Genomic DNA, 16,762 nt, shown 5'->3' with positions numbered 1-16,762 from the left:
GGCGATGGCGCATCTTTCCCCGATCGACTACGCGACCGCTTCCGCCGAAATCCGTGCCGAGCACGACCGCGAGCTTGCGCTGCGCGGCCGCATGACCAACATGAAGCGCATCCTGCTTCATTCGCCGGCCGCCCACCGCATCTACGCCGAATGGTTCACGCTGCGCGATCTGCTCAGGCCCGCGCTCGACGACCGCGCGATATGGCTGTTTTCGAAGGCGATCGCCGAGACGATGCGCGCCGAGGTCCCGGTCACTTTCTTCCGCCGCGCGCTGATCGATAGCGGCGTCGATCCCGAGGCGATCGAGCCGACCGCCGACGAGGCGCTGCTGATCGCCTTCGGTCGGGCAATCGCCGCCGACGCGAATGCCGTTCCCGATGAAATCTGGGCCGCGCTCAAGGCACGCTACGACGAGACGCTCTTGGTCAACCTCGTCGCCTTCGCCGGCATCATGGTGGCGACCTGCATGTTCACCAATGCAGTGAAGGTGGATCTGGATCAGGAGTTGGAGAGGTATCGCAAACCCTCTCCTTCTCCCCTTGTGGGAGAAGGTGGCTCGGCGCGATCGCGCCGAGACGGATGAGGGGTGTTCCAGCTTGGCGATAAGCGTGAAATCGCCGCCGCCTCACTCCTTCCAGCACCCCTCATCCGACCTCGCTTCGCGAGGCCACCTTCTCCCACAAGGGGAGAAGGAGAGGGCGCCCGGCTCAGCAAGTATCGGGTGGCCGCGGCATTTCCTTCGCCCCATCTTCGGGACAACCAAGCGATGGAGCCAACCCATGACCATCCACTCCCTGAACACCAAGCGTGCCAGCCGCTCCGCCGAATCCCGCGTCGCAGCACAGGACTGGCGCGCTCTGGTTTCCGAGCTCAATGCCCAAGGCTGCGCGGTCATGCCTGGCCTGCTCTCGCCCGAAGAATGCGCCGAAATCGCCTCCCTTTACCCGCACGAAGAACATTTCCGCAGCCATGTGGTGATGGCCAGGCACGGCTTCGGCAAGGGCGAGTACCGCTATTTCCGCTATCCGCTCCCCGATCTGATCGAGGGCCTGCGCACCGCGCTCTATCCGCGGCTAGCCACCGTCGCCAACGACTGGAACGAGAAGATGGGCGCAGCGCTGCGCTACCCCGCCGACCACGCCGCCTTCCTGAAACGCTGCCACGACGAAGGCCAGACCAAGCCGACGCCGCTTTTGCTGCAATACGGCCCCGGCGACTTCAATTGCCTGCATCAGGACCTTTACGGCGCGCTCGCCTTTCCGCTGCAGGTGGCGATCCTCCTGTCCGAACCAGGCGAGGATTTTACCGGCGGCGAATTCGTGCTCACCGAACAGCGTCCGCGCATGCAAAGCCGTGCCGAAGTCGTGCCGCTCAAGCGCGGCGATGCGGTGATTTTCGCGGTTCATAACCGTCCGGTTCAGGGCACCAAGGGACATTATCGGGTAAATCTGCGCCACGGCGTCAGCCGCTTGCGGTCGGGGCAGCGGCATACGGTTGGCATTATCTTCCACGATGCGAAGTAGGGTGCGGCGCCGAAGCGCCAATCTCCCCCCTTGTGGGGGAGATGTCGCCAAAGGCGACAGAGGGGGTCGCCGCGCGTGAAGCGCCAGCGTCTTTCTTGCGGAGACCGAAGGCGTCGGCGCTCTATGTGAGACGACCCCCTCTGGCCTGCCGGCCATCTCCCCCTCAAGGGGGGAGATCAGCTCAACTGCGGCGTTTGCGCTCTTCCCTCCGCACCCTCATTCGCGTATGCCCCGGCCAAATCCCGCCACATCAGCGCATTTACCCGGACCGCCCCATGATCCGTCTCGAAAACATCGGCAAGCAGAACGGCCGACAGATCGTCTTCATCGAAGCCTCGGCCGCCTTGCAGAAGGGCGAGAAGATCGGCCTCGTCGGCCCGAACGGCGCCGGCAAGACGACGCTGTTCCGCATGATCATCGGCGAGGAGCAGCCGGACGAAGGCCAGGTCTCGGTCGATCGCGGCGTCACCATCGGCTATTTCAGCCAAGACGTCGGCGACATGGGCGGGATGAGCGCCGTCGCCGAGGCGATGGAAGGCGCCGGTCCGGTCAGTGCGGTGGCCGCCGAGATGCGCGAGCTCGAGCACGCCATGGGCGACCCCGACCGCGCCGACGAGATGGACCAGATCATCGAGCGCTACGGCGAGTTGCAGCACCGCTTCGAGGAGCTCGACGGCTATGCGCTGGACGGCCGCGCTCGCGAGGTGCTCGACGGCCTCGGCTTCTCCCAGGAAATGATGGACGGCGACGTCGCGAAACTTTCCGGCGGCTGGAAGATGCGCGTCGCGCTCGCCCGCATCCTGCTGATGCGGCCCGACGTCATGCTGCTCGACGAGCCGAGCAACCATCTCGACCTCGAAAGCCTGATCTGGTTGGAGAAATTCCTGAAGGACTATGACGGCGCGCTGCTGATGACCTCGCACGACCGCGAGTTCATGAACCGCATCGTCTCCAAAATCATCGAGATCGACGCCGGTGCGCTGACCTCCTATTCCGGCAATTACGAATTCTATCAGGAGCAGCGGGCGCTGGCCGACAAGCAGCTGCAGGCGCAGTTCGAACGCCAGCAGGCGATGCTCGCCAAGGAGATCGCCTTCATCGAGCGTTTCAAGGCGCGCGCTTCCCATGCAGCGCAAGTGCAGAGCCGGGTCAAGAAGCTCGACAAGATCGACCGCGTCGAGCCGCCGAAGCGCCGCCAGACGGTGGCCTTCGAGTTCCAGCCGGCGCCGCGCTGCGGCGAGGACGTGGCGACGCTGAAGGGCATCCACAAATCCTATGGCAGCCGCTCGATCTATTCAGGCCTCGACTTCCAGATCCGCCGCCGCGAGCGCTGGTGCGTGATGGGCGTCAACGGCGCCGGCAAGTCGACGCTGCTGAAGCTGGTCGCGGGCGCTTCCGAGCCGGACGAGGGGACCGTCGCGCGCGGGCCGAGCGTCAAGATGGGCTATTTCGCCCAGCACGCCATGGAACTGCTCGACGGCGAGCGCACCGTCTTCCAGACGCTGGAGGATAATTTCCCGCAGGCCGGCCAGGCGCCGCTGCGGGCCCTTGCCGGCTGCTTCGGCTTCTCCGGCGACGAGATCGAGAAGAAGTGCCGCGTGCTGTCAGGCGGCGAGAAGGCGCGGCTGGTGATGGCGCTGATGCTGTTCGATCCGCCGAACCTCCTGGTGCTCGACGAGCCGACCAACCACCTCGACATGGCGACCAAGCAGATGCTGATCGAGGCGCTCGCGCAATATGAGGGCACCATGCTCTTCGTCTCGCACGACCGCCATTTCCTGGCCGCGCTGTCGAACCGCGTGCTGGAGCTCACGCCCGACGGCATCCACACCTATGGCGGCGGCTACACGGAGTATGTCGCCCGCACCGGCCAGGAAGCGCCGGGACTGCGCGGGTAGGGGAAGGCCTAGGAGCGACGCGGCCTCTGCCGATGGCAGTCGTCGCCTATCCGGTCGTCATCCTCGGGCTTGACCCCATAGGCGCTAACTTAGCAATCGATGTGCGATGGCGCGTCGTCGTCGGGGTGGTTCGCGCAAGCGGTGGAGCAGCAGGTCGAGGGAGATCAACCTGGTAGGCCCCAGTAATACAGCCATCGAGATGTTGGAGATTGCCAAGGCCACGAGACGCCAGATCGGCAGGGCGGATCGGTTCAGGCGGCCAGGGGGAGAGAGTCCGGCGCCTCGGGATCGAGGGCCGGCAGGTCATCTTCGGCCAGCAGGGCGGCCAGCAGAGCGGTGTTGATCCACAGGCGAGCCAGGTCGGGATCCTTTGCGCGGAGATCTTCCAGACCCACCAGCGACTTCATGCGTTTGAACGCCAGCTCGATCTGCCATCGCAGACGATAGGTCGAGGCGAGCCGCTCAGGCGGCCAGTCATCCGGCGGCAGCGATGTCAACAGCACCAGATAGCCGGCCATCTCGATGCCGGCCTGGCTGGGTTTGTATCTCGCCTTGGCCGCCAAACGGCGCGCCGCTCGTCTGGCCTTCTCAGCCGCCTCGGGCGGCATGGGCAGGATCACCACCCGAGCGGGTATCGCGACCCTGGACTTGCCGTCCTGGACACCCACCGAAAGATCGAGCACGCCCTTCTTGCCCGCTTCACGGCACAGCGCCAAGCGATCCAATAGCCGGCCTTGGCCATCCAGCAGGCGTGGATAGTTTGAAGGGGCACGAACCAGAAAATCAGCCCCTGCCTCGATTACCCGAGCCAGATCGTCGGCCTTGGCGTGGGCACGGTCGGCGATCCGAAGCTCTCCGGCCCTGGCGCCGCGCGACAGCCGCTCGGCTTCATGGCGATCCGTGACCTCCACCGAACAGAGCTTCAGCGTTGCAAGATCGAACACCGTGTGCACCATCCAATAAACCCGCTTGGGACCAGGCGGCGCAACTACCGTGGCGTCCACCGCCATCATCCGCAGGCCTCCGTACAAGCCGGCGAAGGCTTCGGGGCAGCGCTCGGCAAGCAATTCCGAAACCAGGCCGCCCACCCAATCAGCACTGGCCTTCAGACGCTTCAGCATCGCCACGTCCGACATCGACGCCACTCCCCGCTGCTCGGCCCAACCAGCCAGCATCCGAAGCGAGAAGCGACCCAGCACATAGGCAAAACACAGCCGCAGCAGGTCAGCAGCGCTAGCCACCTGCCGTTTGCGCAGCAGCGCCCCAGCCTCCCGCGCGCTGGTCTCCAACTCTTCCGCCGAGCCCAATCGTCCGACCAGCTCGTCCCAATCCAACGCTTGCAGCGAATCGCTCATAACCACGGTGAATCACTCACCACGATCACCGTCAAGCCTAAGTTAGCGCCTATGGGGTCGAGCCCGAGGATCCATGCCGTGACGGTTGCCGAGGAATGCGGCAGGGCAGAATTCTGGACCGCGGCAACGCTCACAGGCTATGGCGTGGATCCTAGGGTCTGCGCTGCGTCGCTACGCTCCTTGCTTCGCCCTCGGACGAAGGTGAGGGGCAGCGCACTCTTCCTGGCGGGAGAGCCGTGGCCGCCAAATCACCCCTTCGCCAACCCGCGCTCGATCAGCCTCGCAAGCCGCGCCGAGAACGCCTTGGCGTCCGCCGGCTTGTCGCCGTCGAGCACGCGCGCCTCGTCATAGAGGAGATGCGCAGCGTCTTCCTTGAAGCTCCGCTCCTCGGCCCCGAGCTTGGCGAGTGCCGCGACCCGCTCGTGCCGCGGGTTGATCTCGAGGACCGGCTTGGCCGCCTTGTCGAGGCGGCCGGCGGCGTTGAGCAGCCGCTCGAACTGGCGGTCGGGGCCGTGCTCCGGCGCGACCAGGCAGACAGCGCTTTCGGTGAGCCGATCGGAGGCCTTCACATCCGAGACCTCGTCTCCCAGCGCCGTCTTCACGAAGGCCAGGAAGGTCGTGATCTCGGACGAGATTTCGGCATCCGGCTTCGAACCGGTGTCGAGCAGGGGGATCTCCGACAGATCGGCGGCACCCTGCGTCACCGACTTCAACGGCTTGCCGTCGAATTCCGGCGCCATCGTCGTCCAGAAACTGTCGACCGGATCAGTCAAAAGCAGTACTTCGATGCCGCGCGCCCGGAACCCTTCGAGCTGCGGCGAGGCCTCTAACCGGGCGCGGTCGTCGCCGGCCATGAAGAAGATCGCCTTCTGCCCTTCCTTCATCGCCGCGACATAGTCGGCCAGGCTGCGCAGGGTTTCGCCGGAGGTGGTGGAGCGGAAGCGGGCAAGCTTCAGCAGTTGCTCGCGCCGCTCGTAATCCTCGTAGAGCCCTTCCTTGAGCACGACGCCGAAATTCTCCCAGATCTTGCTATAAGCCTCGGCATCGTTCTCGGCTGTTTTGGCGAGGTCGCCAAGCACGCGGTTGGTCACGCCCTTGCGGATTGCGGCAAGCAGCGGGCTTTCCTGGATCATCTCGCGCGAGACGTTGAGCGGCAGGTCGGCGGAATCGACCAGGCCGCGCACGAAGCGCAGGTAACGCGGCAGCACGTCGGCATCGTCGGTGATGAAGACGCGCCGCACATAGAGCTTCATGCGGCCCTTGCGGTCCTGGTCGAAAAGATCGAACGGGCGTGAACCCGGCACGAAGGCGAGCACGCTGTATTCCTGCCGGCCCTCGGCGCGGAAATGGATCGTAGCGGCCGGCTCGTCATACTGGCCGGCGACGCTGCGGTAGAAGTCGGTATATTCTTCCGCCTTGATCTCGCTCTTTTGCCGTACCCACAGCGCCGTGCCGTCGGCGATGTCGCGCGGCTCGGCGCCCGGCTTCTCGACAAGCGCGATCGGCACCGGCACGTGGCCGGAGTGCGACTTGGCCAGCCCCTCCAGCCGGTAGGGCGTGGTGTAGGAGGCCGCATCCTCCATCAGATGCAGCACGACGCGCGTGCCGCGTTTCGGCGCCGCGGCAAGCGGCACGGAAGCTATCTCGTAGGTGCCCTTGCCGTCGGACGACCAGCGCCAGGCTTCCTCGCTGCCGGCCAGGCGGCTGATCACGTCGACATGATCGGCCACCATGAAGACCGAGTAGAAGCCGACGCCGAACTGGCCGATCAGTGCCGAGTCTTCGCTCGCCTTTCCGGCCTCGACGCGCTCGATGAAGGCGCGCGTGCCGGAGCGGGCGATGGTGCCCAGCGCCTCGGCCATCTCGTCGCGGCCCATGCCGATGCCGTTGTCCTCGACGGCAAGCTGTTTGTTGTCGGGATCGGCCGAAATGGTGATGCGCGGCTTTGCGTCCTCGCCCAGCAGTTCGGGGCGGGTGATCGCCTCGAAGCGCAGCTTCTCGCAGGCGTCGGCGCCGTTGGAGATCAGCTCGCGCAGGAAGACGTCCCGGTCCGAATAGACCGAATGCACCATCATGTGCAGCAGCCGCGAGACGTCCGCCTCGAATGTCCTGGTTTCCGTCGTCTTCGTATCCGTCGTCATTCAGAATTCCTGCGCTAGTCTTTCTATCCGCCGCGCCTGCACGCGGAGGGTCATCAATCTTTCAGCCGTTGCTGTTTGTACTAAGGGTACCGCCCGCCAGCGCCGCTGGCGCCTGCGAAACTATGTCCGGCACCAGAATATCGTGGCGGCGCGCGAAGGCAACAAGGGTTGCCCTGACCGTTTCCGCGTCGATCTCCCCGGCAATGCCGGCTTTGCAGGCGTTGAGCGCGATCTCATGCGCGCTGTTCCTGTTCGCCGAAGGCCAGTCCTGAAGCAGGGCATGCGCCTCCATCACGGTTTCGAGCCTTACTGGCAAGCCCATGCCGACGAGAATGGTGACAGGTTCTTCAAAGTGGTCGTGGGCCATGGTCCGAACCTCCTTTCGACTGCACCGCCATCGGGCCGGGGCGAAGTCCCCCGGATGCATGGCGACGCGGATAGGGCGACTGCAGCAGCACGATGCCGTGCGATTCCGGATGGTTGAGGATATTGGCCTCGAGGCTTTGAACCGCCGCGGCCGGCCCGGTGTGCGCCACGGCTTTGGATTGGAGCAATCCCGGCGGCGGGAGCGCCTTGTGGGCCTTGACCAGCGCCTCGATCCAGGCGCCAACGGCGAGCGGTATCCGCGCACGGCCGTCGACCCACCGTGCCACTTCGCTTTGCGGATGGTTGAGCTCCTGAGCCAGGTCGACGGCGTCCCACCTCAGCACCTTCATGCATTCACGCAAACGTCCCGCAATCACAGTAACCTCCTTCAGCATGCCCGTATCGAATGCGGTCATCGATGCGGTGCAATTGACGAAGGACCCCGCCTGGCGGGACGAGGCCCAGTTCCTTATTCAGCCCTTAGCGCCTGCCGTCGCCGACACCTGCTGCGCCGCCAGGAACATCAGCGTCGAGGCGGCGGTACGGCGTCTCCAGCCGGCGGCTTCGGCCGCGTCGAGCAATGCAGCAAGCTGCGGCTGCAGGGCGTTTCGGCACTCCGCCTCATAGGCGAGGAACTCGCCCGGCTTATGTGTCGGTGCCGGGACCGGGCCGGTACCGCTCATCGCATCCATGATGGCCTCCCAATCTGTCGCACGAGGCCCGCTCCCGAAGCTGGGTGCGGGCCTTTGGTCAGCGTCTTAGAAGTCCATGCCGGCCCCAGCGGGCATAGCGGGCGCGGCTTCCTTCTTCGGCTTCTCGGCCACCATCGCTTCGGTGGTGACGAGCAGGCCGGCGACCGAGGCGGCGTCCTGCAGCGCGGTGCGCACGACCTTGGCAGGGTCGATGACGCCCTGGCTGTAGAGATCGCCATATTGGCCGGTCTGGGCGTTCCAGCCATAGGCGAAGTCGGTCTTCTCGCGCAGCTTGCCGACAATGATCGAGCCTTCCGCCCCGCTGTTTTCGGCGATCTGGCGAGCGGGAGCCTCAATGGCGCGCCGCACGATGTCGACGCCGTATCTCTGGTCAGGGTTGTCGACGGCCACCGCGTCGAGCGCCTTGGCGGCCCTGAGCAGCGCCACGCCGCCGCCCGGAAGGATGCCTTCCTCGACCGCGGCGCGGGTCGCATGCATGGCATCGTCGACGCGATCCTTGCGCTCCTTGACCTCGACCTCCGTCGAGCCGCCGACGCGGATCACCGCGACGCCACCGGCAAGCTTGGCCAGACGCTCCTGCAGCTTCTCGCGATCGTAGTCCGAGGTGGTCTCCTCGATTTGCGCCTTGATCTGCGTAACGCGACCCTGGATCTCCTCCTTCTTGCCGGCGCCGTCGACGATCGTGGTGTTCTCCTTTTCGACCACTACCTTCTTGGCTCGACCGAGCATTTCCAGCGTGACGTTCTCCAGTTTGATGCCAAGATCCTCGCTGATGGCGGTGCCGCCCGTGAGGATGGCGATGTCTTCCAGCATGGCCTTGCGGCGATCACCGAAGCCCGGAGCCTTGACGGCCGCGACCTTGAGGCCGCCGCGCAGCTTGTTGACCACCAGCGTCGCCAGCGCCTCGCCCTCGACATCCTCTGCGATGATCAGCAGGGGCTTGCCGGACTGCACCACCGCCTCCAGCACCGGGAGCAGGGCCTGCAGATTTGAGAGCTTCTTCTCGTGGATCAGCACATAAGGCTCTTCCAGCTCGACGCGCATCTTGTCCTGATTGGTGATGAAATACGGGCTGAGATAGCCGCGATCGAACTGCATGCCTTCGACGACTTCCAACTCGGTGTCGGCGGTTTTGGCTTCCTCGACGGTGATGACGCCTTCGTTGCCGACCTTCTGCATCGCTTCGGCTAGGAAGCGGCCGATCTCGGCATCGCCATTGGCCGAAATCGTGCCGACCTGGGCGATCTCGTCATTTCTGGTCACCTTGCGGGCGTTGGTCTTCAACTCCTGGACAACAGCCTCGACTGCTTTGTCGATGCCGCGTTTCAGATCCATGGGATTCACGCCCGAGGCAACGGCCTTGGCGCCTTCCTTGACGATCGCCTGGGCGAGAACGGTTGCGGTGGTCGTGCCGTCGCCGGCAATGTCGCTGGTCTTCGATGCAACCTCGCGCACCATCTGCGCGCCCATGTTCTCGAACTTGTCCTCGAGCTCGATTTCCTTCGCGACGGTGACGCCGTCCTTGGTGATGCGTGGGGCGCCGAACGACTTGTCGATGACGACGTTGCGACCTTTGGGGCCGAGGGTCACCTTTACCGCGTCGGCGAGGATGTTGACGCCGCGCAGCATGCGCTCACGGGCGTCGGAATGGAACTTCACTTCCTTGGCAGCCATTGGAACACTCCTTCAGCAGGCAGCTTTCGTTGACCGGATAGAGTTGGGCCGGCTCAGGCCGCTTTTCCGAGCGCGGATGTCTGTTCGATCACACCCATCACGTCGCTTTCCTTCATGATGAGCAGGTCTTCGCCGTCGAGTTTGATCTCGGTGCCGGTCCACTTACCGAACAGGATGCGGTCGCCGACCTTGACGTCGAGGGCGACGAGCTTGCCGCTTTCGTCGCGGGCGCCGGGACCGACGGCGATGATCTCGCCTTGCTGCGGTTTTTCCTTGGCTGTGTCGGGGATGATGATGCCGCCGGCCGTCTTCTCCTCTGCCTCGACGCGGCGGACCAGAACACGGTCATGCAATGGATGGAACTTCATATCGTTCTCCTTCGGGACAAACAGATTTTGAGAGGTTCCTCCACTCCGGACCGGAAGGACCGGAGCAGGGCTCGCGATCCTTTCGGCATCGCGCGCATGTGGATGTGGTTTTGCCCTTTCTGGTTTTTCAAGAGGCCGCGAAAAAATTTTTAGCACTCACGCCATGCGAGTGCTAATGCCATGAAAACATGAGCCTAATCAGAACGGGTACGGTGCTTCTCCGCTTGAATTTTCCGGAAGGCGGAACAAAATCATTCGAGCGCCCTCTGCGCATTGAAGCTGAAGCTGTCGAAAGGAGTTTTGGAAGACGGAGGACCAGATGAACCGACAGGATGTCTCGCCGATAATCCCTTCTCTTGTTCCCGAAACATGTGACCTTGCGTTGGACCGGCTGCTGTCGCCGGCAAGGCATTTCAAGCACCCCGACGAGGTCGTGAAGGACGACACCCTTGACCTTCAGGAAAAGCGGGCAATCCTGTCGTCCTGGGCTTCGGATGCCTGTGCCGTTGAATCCGTCCCGGCGTTGCGGCTGGCTCCGGGAAGCGATCTGCCGGTCTCCTTCGATCAGATCATGAATGCGCTATGCCAACTGGACGCCGCGGCCGCGCAGTCGACGCGCACGGGTAACCGTCGGCAAATTATTGACCGCCTGGATGCATGACATCTTCTACGATGACTATGCGGCTTTGAGGGCGCTGCGAGGGCGCTGCACTTCTTCGTGCGCGCCGCCCACCATCGCCCTGTAAGACCCTTAGATGGGCTATTGCCATGCATTGAAGGCGGGTCCCGGGCGCAGGTTCTTGGTGCAAAGCTGAACGGCTCAGGCCCCTTGACGCAAGGGAAATCAATTCCCAAATCGATTTTCGCCGGCGCTTGCAATAGGCCGGCAAGGTCAAGGAGCGCCGCGTCCTTGGCGCTCCTCGTATCTATGTTGCTCAATGGAGGATGTAGCTATGAGAAACAGTTTCGACTTCTCTCCCCTGTTCCGGTCGAGCATCGGCTTTGATCGAATGCTGAGTGCGCTCGAGACGGCAAGCCGTATCGAAACCGCCGATAACTGGCCACCCTACGACATCGCTAAGACAAGCGAAGACGACTATCGCATCACCATGGCGGTGGCGGGCTTCAGCCAGGATGAACTGGCCATTACCCAGGAGCAGAATATGCTCATGGTTTCTGGTCAGAAGGCAGGCGAAGACAAAGGTGAGTACCTGCATCGCGGCATTGCCGGCCGCGCGTTTCAGCGCCGCTTCGAGCTTGCCGACCATGTCAAGGTCGTCGGTGCCAGCCTCGTCAACGGCCTGCTCACGATCGATCTCAAGCGCGAGATTCCGGAAGAAATGAAGCCTCGCCGGATCGACATCGCGGCGGACAAGGCAGTGCCGAAAGCCGCGACGAAAAAGGTCGAAGAGAAACAGGCCGCCTGAGGCCTCTTCTCGGCGCTACGTGCGGAGCGCCGGGTGATGTGTCCCGGCGCTTGAGGCATTGTCTTCCGGACGAACGGAAAGGAGGAAAGCAATGAGTGTCCGTGATCTGATTCCCTGGGGCCGAAGCAATGGCAACCAGCTACCGAGTGTCTTTCGTGATGGCGAACGCGATCCGTTCCTGTCGCTGCATCGCGAGGTGAATCGGCTGTTCGACGACGTCTTCCGCGGCTTCGGCCCCGGCATCCCGTCGCTGGGCGGCGTCTCGGCCCTCGGTGGCGGCTGGCCGAGCGTCGAGATCTCCGACAACGAGAAGGAGATCAGGGTGGCGGCCGAAGTGCCAGGCCTGGAGGAGCAGGACATCGAGGTCCTGCTCGATGACGGCGTGCTGACGCTGAAGGGCGAAAAGCGCTCTGAGACGTTGGACAAGGAACGGCAGTTCTCGGAGCGCGTCTATGGTCGCTTCGAGCGTCGCATCCCGCTGGGCTATGAGATCGAAGAAGACAAGATCGATGCTCGCTTCAAGAACGGTGTGCTGACGGTTACGCTGCCCAAGACCGCGAAGGCGCAGTCGCAGGCCAAGCGTATCGAAATCAAGAGCTGATATTACGGCGCGGGGGTTGGACTGATGGCAACAACCCCCGCCATACGGAACGGCCGACGCTGGCGCGGGTGCTGACGACAGCGTGGGATGATTGCCTCTTACGCGAGCCGGTCTGGCACTGCCATGCAACGCGCGTCGATGTCGTTCCGCCGAACGCTGCTCCACTGGAACCACTTACCGCGCTTGGCGCAGATGTCGCTGGCGGAACATCGTGCAAGCCTCTGGAAACCCGCGATAACCTTAATTTCTTCCGTCTTTTGGAGAGGGTTCCCGTACGGAATGCAAAGGGCTAGATTAGCAATTCGTTAATTAATACGGCGGGTGTGAGCGTAAGAGGTGTGCCGTTATGAATTTCAAATCCCTGATCAAGCGGGCCGAAAACGTAGACAAGGAATTTCAGGAGCTTCAGTCGGATCTGGCGGAAGCTTTCGAGGAATGCCTTGCGGCTGACGAACAGACGTCGATTGAGGACGACATGGTCGCCGATCTGGCGCCGGGCGACGAGGATCCTCCGACCGAGAGCCAGCCCGAGGCGGTGGCCTCGCGGCTGACGCCGCATACCCAGACGCGGCTGGCCGCGCTGGAAGCGGTCTCCGGGCTTTTCCGCGACGGACAGGGCCATCTGGAGGAGATCGAGGCGAGGCTGGCGGAAATCGCCACCGCGCATCAGATGACGCGCGACATCCTGAATGTCCTGCATCGCGACGCGCTGCGCGCCAACGAGCTGGAGCTGGCGAACGCCGCTCTGAGCGCCGAGCACAAGACCATGTCGGAACAACTGCTCGACGCCGCCAGGAAGCAGCGCGAACGCGATGGCGCGGCCGAGGCCTGGCAGCAGCGCGAGGCAAGCCTCGTCCAGGACCGGGAGGCGCTGCGCGAGGCGCTTGCGGCGGTGCGGCTCGAACTGGTCGAGATGGGCAACGAGAGCGCCAGGCGCGAGGCGGAGTTCGGCGAGATCGTCAAGACGCTGACGGCCAAGACCGTCGAAGCCGACAAGCGCGCCGCCGAGAACAAGCTGCTGCGCGAAAAGCAGGTCGGGCTTTCGGTCGACCTGGAGCAGGCGCAAAAGCGCGAGGCGGAGGCCCGGCACAAATTCGACGAGTTCTCGGCGACCCACGCCAACGAAACCGCGCGCATTGCCGAGCTGATGGCCCAGATCGGCAGCCACGACAAGGAGGAGGCGCGGCTGCAGAAGTCGCTGGAGGCGACCCAGGCCAAGCTTGCCGAAACGATCGAGGCAGCCCGCATCGCCGAAAGCGATGGCGCGGCCGAGCTGGCGCGGAGCCAGGCGGAGATACGCGGATTGCGTTCCGAGATCCAGGAGCTGCAATCGCGGCTGGAGCAGGCCTCGAACGACAAGACCGAAGCCGCGGCCGAGATGACGAGGCTCAGGGCGCAGTTGAACGATGCCGTGACCGAACGGCAGATCGCGGAGGAACGGCTGGCGGTTCTCAGGAACGAGAGCGAAATGGACAAGAAGAACCTGTCGGTGGTCAGCACCAACCTCTCGCAGCTTTCCCTGCAGCAGGCGTCCGAGCAGATCCAGCTCGATATCCAGAAGCAGGAATGCGAGGATCTGCGCGCCGAGATCGTGACGCTCAATGCCCGCATCCAGGAGTTGCTGCCCTACGAGCGGCTGCACAGGGTGACGGATGCCAGGTCGCGCAAGGACGTCGTGCCCATAACCAACGGCATCATCGCGGAAGCCGCGCGCCCGACCGCGCGGCGCAACAACCGGCGTAGCATGCGTGCCAACGCGAGCTGAAGGCCGGTAAGCCCTTACTTGCCGGCCATATGGTCGGCAAGCTGCTGCGCCTCGGCAAGCAGCGCGGGGAAGGCCGGATCGCCCGGCAGGCGCGCGGCCATGCAGGCGCGATAGTCGCCGTCGCCTTTTTCCCAGGCGGCATTGGCGGAATCATAGGCCTGCTGGTCCTTGAGGTCCGAGCCCTGATAGGTCTCCTGGAATTTCTGGGCGGTCGCGTCCGCCGTGGTCCAAATGGCTTCGCAGGCCGCGATCTTCGGCACGGGCGGTGATGCGGGCGCCTCGGCGATCAGCACGCGGTCGCCCTTGACGACCGCGACGACGACCTGCTGGTCGTAGATGGGCCCGACATCCTGCGTCCAGCTGCCGAGCCGGGCGACGGCGATATCGGCGCCTTCCGGTTTTTTCAGCGGAAAGTCGAGCGTCTTCACGAAGGCGGCATCGGCGCCGATGGCCTGGGTGTAGAAGCCGTCGAGTTTCAACGCGTCGTCGAGGCTGGTGGGCAGCCTGAGGCTTTCATCGTCCCCGTCGGCCTTGGACTGCAGCCAGCGGTCGGCGAGACCCCGCGTCGTCGCCACGATGCTCGGGCCTTCGTCGCTCTGGGCGTACCGCAGCCCGTCGAGCATGCCGAAGCCGATATCGGAGGCGCTCAGGCTTTCCAGATTGATGGTGCCGGTTGCCGGAAAATCCTTGACCGAGAGCGGGCCGAGAATGGCCGAAAGACGCTTTTCGAGATCGGCCTGCGCCTTGGCATTCGCGGCATCGAGCGCTTCCACTTGAGCGTTCGAGCTCTCCAGTGTCGCGATGTCGGAAATCGCCTTGTCGCGCGCGGCGATATAGTCGTCCTCAGGCGAGGCCGCGAAAGCCGTGCCGCCAGCGAGCGCGAACAGAAGCGTCCATATCAACCGCATGATGCAACCCCCGCGCTGCGTTCTACCCAATGACAGACGCACATTTGAAGACAAGATCGGGCCAAAAAAAGACGGCGGGAGCCGACGGCGAAGCTCCCCCCTTGAGGGGGAGATGGCCGCAAAGCGGCCAGAGGGGGTCGCCGCGCGTGGAGCGCCGGCGCCTTCCTTGGTGAGAGGTTGGCGATTTATGTGAGACGACCCCCTCTGTCGCCTTCGGCGACATCTCCCCCTCAAGGGGAGAGATCGATGCCCGTCACCCCTTCCGCTTCTCCACCTCCGCCTTCCTCAGCAGGAACCGCTGGATCTTGCCGCTCGGCGTCTTCGGCAGTTCGGCGACGAACTCGACCTCGCGCGGATAGGAATGCGCCGAGAGCCGCTTCTTGACATGTTGGGCAAGCTCCTCGGCGAGTGCCTCGCTGCCCTTGTAGGCCGGCGCCAGCACCACGAAGGCCTTGACGATCTCGGTGCGCTGCGGGTCGGGCACGCCGACCACCGCCGCCTCGTTCACCGCCGGATGCTCGATCAGCGCGCTCTCCACATCGAAAGGTCCGATGCGGTAGCCGGCCGAGGTGATGACGTCGTCGGCGCGGCCGATGAAGGAAACCGAGCCGTCCGGCTCGTATTCCACCGTGTCGCCCGTGCGATAGTAGCCGCCGGCGATGGCCGGCGTCTCCGCCTGATGGTAGCCGTCGAACCACCGCAGCGGCGACCTGGCGATATCGACCGCCAGCACGCCCGGCTGGTTGGGACCGAGCTCGTTGCCGGCTTCGTCCAGCACCACCATGCGGTAGCCCGGCATGGCGAAGCCGGCCGAGCCCGCGCGGACAGGATGGCTGAGCCCATGATGGTTGTTCACCATCATGCCGTTCTCGGTCTGGCCGTAATGGTCGTGGATGGGCGCGGCGAGATGGGCGTCGAACCAGCGGATCACTTCCGGGTTGAGCGGCTCGCCGGCGCTGCTCACCACGCGCAGCTTGCCCTTGACGCGGCTGGCCGCCTCTGGCCCTTCCGCCATCAGCAGACGATAGGCAGTGGGCGAGCCGGCGAGACTGGTCACCCCCAGTCGTTCGATGATCTCGTAGGTGCTTCTGGCGTTGAAGGCGCCTTCGTAGAAGGTGGTGGCGATGCCGAGCTGGAGCGGCCCGGTGATGGCGTAGTAGAGTCCATAGGCCCAGCCGGGATCGGCGATGTTCCAGAAGATGTCGTCGGCGCGCAGCCCGATCGCGTCACGCATATAGGCGCCAAACGCAAGCAGCGCGCGGAGCGGCACCGGCACGCCTTTCGGGTGCCCGGTCGTGCCGGAGGTCGACATCATCATGAACAGGTCCAAGCCATTGCGCATCACCGGCTCGCACTCGGGGGAGGCGGCGGCGGTTGCTGCGCGGAAATCGATATCGCCCTCGGGCAGGGCGTCGCCGGGAGCGAGGACGGTGGCGATGCGCGGATGGTTTTCCACCTCGTCGAGCTTGCCGCGGTTTGCGGGGTTGGTCACCACCAGCTTCGCATTGCTGTAGCTCAGCCGATGCTCGATGGCCTTCGGCCCGAAAGCGGTGAACAGCGGCTGGTAGACCGCGCCGACGCGCCACACGCCGAGGATCAGCGCCACCAGTTCGGGGATGCGCGGCAGCATGCCGGCAACGACATCGCCGGGGCGCACGCCGAGGCCCTTCAGCACGGTGCCGACGCGGCCCGACATGTCGCCGAGATCGTCGAAGCTGAATTCGCGCAGCTCGCCGCCGGCCGAGATCGCGCGCAGCGCCAGCCGGTTTTCGCCTGTGTAGCGGCCGCAGCATTCGACATAGGCGTTGACGCCGCTCGCCGGATCGCCGTCGAGCCTTGCGATCTCGTCTTCGATGCGGAAGCGCCGCACGGCGTCCTCATAGCGCGGCAGCGCTGCTGACATTTCGGTCATGGCAATCCTCCCTAGGCGGCACGCCATCTCCCCATGGCGCGGGTTGATGAGAGATTGCCCGAAAACACGGCGCGGGTCGATTGCGGCGAAGGTGGGGATTTTGGCGGGCGA

16 protein-coding genes are annotated in these 16,762 nt (G+C 64.3%); 7 read left to right on the top strand and 9 right to left on the bottom strand.

Going from position 1 to position 16,762, the window contains the following annotated elements:
* Positions 1–4 precede the first annotated feature (4 nt).
* The 3 genes from QAZ22_RS25515 to QAZ22_RS25505 all read left to right on the top strand — a co-directional run bounded on the left by QAZ22_RS25515 (position 5) and on the right by QAZ22_RS25505 (position 3,421).
* A complete protein-coding gene (locus QAZ22_RS25515) occupies positions 5–583 on the top strand; it encodes a hypothetical protein (protein ID WP_278203480.1) in 579 nt (192 codons plus the stop codon).
* Between the two features lie 196 nt (positions 584–779).
* Positions 780–1,523, top strand: a complete 744-nt coding sequence (locus QAZ22_RS25510; RefSeq protein ID WP_278203479.1) for a 2OG-Fe(II) oxygenase — start codon at positions 780–782, stop codon at positions 1,521–1,523.
* Between the two features lie 275 nt (positions 1,524–1,798).
* On the top strand, positions 1,799–3,421 hold the full coding sequence (locus QAZ22_RS25505; protein ID WP_278203478.1) for an ABC-F family ATP-binding cassette domain-containing protein: 1,623 nt from the start codon (positions 1,799–1,801) through the stop codon (positions 3,419–3,421).
* A gap of 251 nt (positions 3,422–3,672) precedes the next feature.
* On the opposite strand, the gene QAZ22_RS25500 is transcribed toward QAZ22_RS25505, so the two are convergent.
* The 7 genes from QAZ22_RS25500 to groES form a co-directional block, all read right to left on the bottom strand.
* Positions 3,673–4,776 (bottom strand): IS4 family transposase, encoded by a 1,104-nt coding sequence (locus tag QAZ22_RS25500; RefSeq protein ID WP_278203250.1) that lies wholly within the window; start codon positions 4,774–4,776, stop codon positions 3,673–3,675.
* A 248-nt stretch (positions 4,777–5,024) separates the two neighbouring features.
* Positions 5,025–6,917, bottom strand: coding sequence for a molecular chaperone HtpG (gene htpG / locus QAZ22_RS25495; protein WP_278203477.1), 1,893 nt, complete (start codon positions 6,915–6,917; stop codon positions 5,025–5,027).
* 61 nt (positions 6,918–6,978) lie between these two features.
* The gene (locus QAZ22_RS25490) at positions 6,979–7,284 is read right to left on the bottom strand and encodes a DUF982 domain-containing protein (RefSeq protein ID WP_278203476.1); all 306 of its coding nucleotides are present in this window, start codon (positions 7,282–7,284) and stop codon (positions 6,979–6,981) included.
* Positions 7,265–7,699, bottom strand: a complete 435-nt coding sequence (locus tag QAZ22_RS25485; protein ID WP_278203475.1) for a hypothetical protein — start codon at positions 7,697–7,699, stop codon at positions 7,265–7,267. Before QAZ22_RS25485 ends, QAZ22_RS25490 begins: the two co-directional genes overlap by 20 nt.
* A gap of 57 nt (positions 7,700–7,756) precedes the next feature.
* Complete coding sequence (locus QAZ22_RS25480) at positions 7,757–7,975, bottom strand: hypothetical protein (protein ID WP_278203474.1); 219 nt, start codon at positions 7,973–7,975, stop codon at positions 7,757–7,759.
* A gap of 66 nt (positions 7,976–8,041) precedes the next feature.
* Positions 8,042–9,670 carry a chaperonin GroEL gene (gene groL / locus QAZ22_RS25475; RefSeq protein ID WP_278203473.1) on the bottom strand — a complete coding sequence of 543 codons (1,629 nt, stop codon included), beginning with the start codon at positions 9,668–9,670 and terminating at the stop codon, positions 8,042–8,044.
* Between the two features lie 53 nt (positions 9,671–9,723).
* Complete coding sequence (groES, locus tag QAZ22_RS25470) at positions 9,724–10,038, bottom strand: co-chaperone GroES (RefSeq protein ID WP_278076853.1); 315 nt, start codon at positions 10,036–10,038, stop codon at positions 9,724–9,726.
* Positions 10,039–10,357: 319 nt separating this feature from the next.
* On the opposite strand from groES, the gene QAZ22_RS25465 reads away from it, so the two are divergent.
* The 4 genes from QAZ22_RS25465 (at position 10,358) to QAZ22_RS25450 (ending at position 13,831) form a co-directional block, all read left to right on the top strand.
* Positions 10,358–10,699 carry a hypothetical protein gene (locus tag QAZ22_RS25465; protein WP_278203472.1) on the top strand — a complete coding sequence of 114 codons (342 nt, stop codon included), beginning with the start codon at positions 10,358–10,360 and terminating at the stop codon, positions 10,697–10,699.
* A gap of 292 nt (positions 10,700–10,991) precedes the next feature.
* A complete protein-coding gene (locus tag QAZ22_RS25460) occupies positions 10,992–11,465 on the top strand; it encodes an Hsp20 family protein (protein ID WP_278203471.1) in 474 nt (157 codons plus the stop codon).
* A gap of 91 nt (positions 11,466–11,556) precedes the next feature.
* Positions 11,557–12,066 carry an Hsp20/alpha crystallin family protein gene (locus QAZ22_RS25455; protein WP_278203470.1) on the top strand — a complete coding sequence of 170 codons (510 nt, stop codon included), beginning with the start codon at positions 11,557–11,559 and terminating at the stop codon, positions 12,064–12,066.
* 346 nt (positions 12,067–12,412) lie between these two features.
* Complete coding sequence (locus QAZ22_RS25450; protein ID WP_278203469.1) at positions 12,413–13,831, top strand: hypothetical protein; 1,419 nt, start codon at positions 12,413–12,415, stop codon at positions 13,829–13,831.
* A gap of 14 nt (positions 13,832–13,845) precedes the next feature.
* Here the strand turns inward: QAZ22_RS25450 and QAZ22_RS25445 are convergent, their stop codons facing one another.
* Together QAZ22_RS25445 and QAZ22_RS25440 are read right to left on the bottom strand one after the other, a co-directional pair.
* The gene (locus QAZ22_RS25445; RefSeq protein WP_278203468.1) at positions 13,846–14,739 is read right to left on the bottom strand and encodes a hypothetical protein; all 894 of its coding nucleotides are present in this window, start codon (positions 14,737–14,739) and stop codon (positions 13,846–13,848) included.
* Positions 14,740–14,992: 253 nt separating this feature from the next.
* Positions 14,993–16,651: an acyl-CoA synthetase gene (locus QAZ22_RS25440; protein ID WP_278203467.1), complete on the bottom strand. Its 1,659-nt coding sequence runs from the start codon at positions 16,649–16,651 to the stop codon at positions 14,993–14,995.
* Positions 16,652–16,762 lie beyond the last annotated feature (111 nt).

The organism is Mesorhizobium sp. WSM4906 (genome assembly GCF_029674625.1).
Taxonomy (GTDB): domain Bacteria; phylum Pseudomonadota; class Alphaproteobacteria; order Rhizobiales; family Rhizobiaceae; genus Mesorhizobium.
This window is presented reverse-complemented; position numbering and strand designations above follow the sequence as displayed.

Coding starts and splice junctions, on each gene's coding strand:
- QAZ22_RS25490 (WP_278203476.1), bottom strand. CDS start 7,284: ATGGCCCACGACCACTTTGAAGAACCTGTCACCATTCTCGTCGGCATG.
- QAZ22_RS25510 (WP_278203479.1), top strand. CDS start 780: ATGACCATCCACTCCCTGAACACCAAGCGTGCCAGCCGCTCCGCCGAA.
- QAZ22_RS25515 (WP_278203480.1), top strand. CDS start 5: ATGGCGCATCTTTCCCCGATCGACTACGCGACCGCTTCCGCCGAAATC.
- QAZ22_RS25480 (WP_278203474.1), bottom strand. CDS start 7,975: ATGGATGCGATGAGCGGTACCGGCCCGGTCCCGGCACCGACACATAAG.
- htpG (WP_278203477.1), bottom strand. CDS start 6,917: ATGACGACGGATACGAAGACGACGGAAACCAGGACATTCGAGGCGGAC.
- QAZ22_RS25500 (WP_278203250.1), bottom strand. CDS start 4,776: ATGAGCGATTCGCTGCAAGCGTTGGATTGGGACGAGCTGGTCGGACGA.
- groES (WP_278076853.1), bottom strand. CDS start 10,038: ATGAAGTTCCATCCATTGCATGACCGTGTTCTGGTCCGCCGCGTCGAG.
- QAZ22_RS25455 (WP_278203470.1), top strand. CDS start 11,557: ATGAGTGTCCGTGATCTGATTCCCTGGGGCCGAAGCAATGGCAACCAG.
- QAZ22_RS25465 (WP_278203472.1), top strand. CDS start 10,358: ATGAACCGACAGGATGTCTCGCCGATAATCCCTTCTCTTGTTCCCGAA.
- QAZ22_RS25485 (WP_278203475.1), bottom strand. CDS start 7,699: ATGACCGCATTCGATACGGGCATGCTGAAGGAGGTTACTGTGATTGCG.
- QAZ22_RS25440 (WP_278203467.1), bottom strand. CDS start 16,651: ATGACCGAAATGTCAGCAGCGCTGCCGCGCTATGAGGACGCCGTGCGG.
- QAZ22_RS25505 (WP_278203478.1), top strand. CDS start 1,799: ATGATCCGTCTCGAAAACATCGGCAAGCAGAACGGCCGACAGATCGTC.
- groL (WP_278203473.1), bottom strand. CDS start 9,670: ATGGCTGCCAAGGAAGTGAAGTTCCATTCCGACGCCCGTGAGCGCATG.
- QAZ22_RS25450 (WP_278203469.1), top strand. CDS start 12,413: ATGAATTTCAAATCCCTGATCAAGCGGGCCGAAAACGTAGACAAGGAA.
- QAZ22_RS25460 (WP_278203471.1), top strand. CDS start 10,992: ATGAGAAACAGTTTCGACTTCTCTCCCCTGTTCCGGTCGAGCATCGGC.
- QAZ22_RS25445 (WP_278203468.1), bottom strand. CDS start 14,739: ATGCGGTTGATATGGACGCTTCTGTTCGCGCTCGCTGGCGGCACGGCT.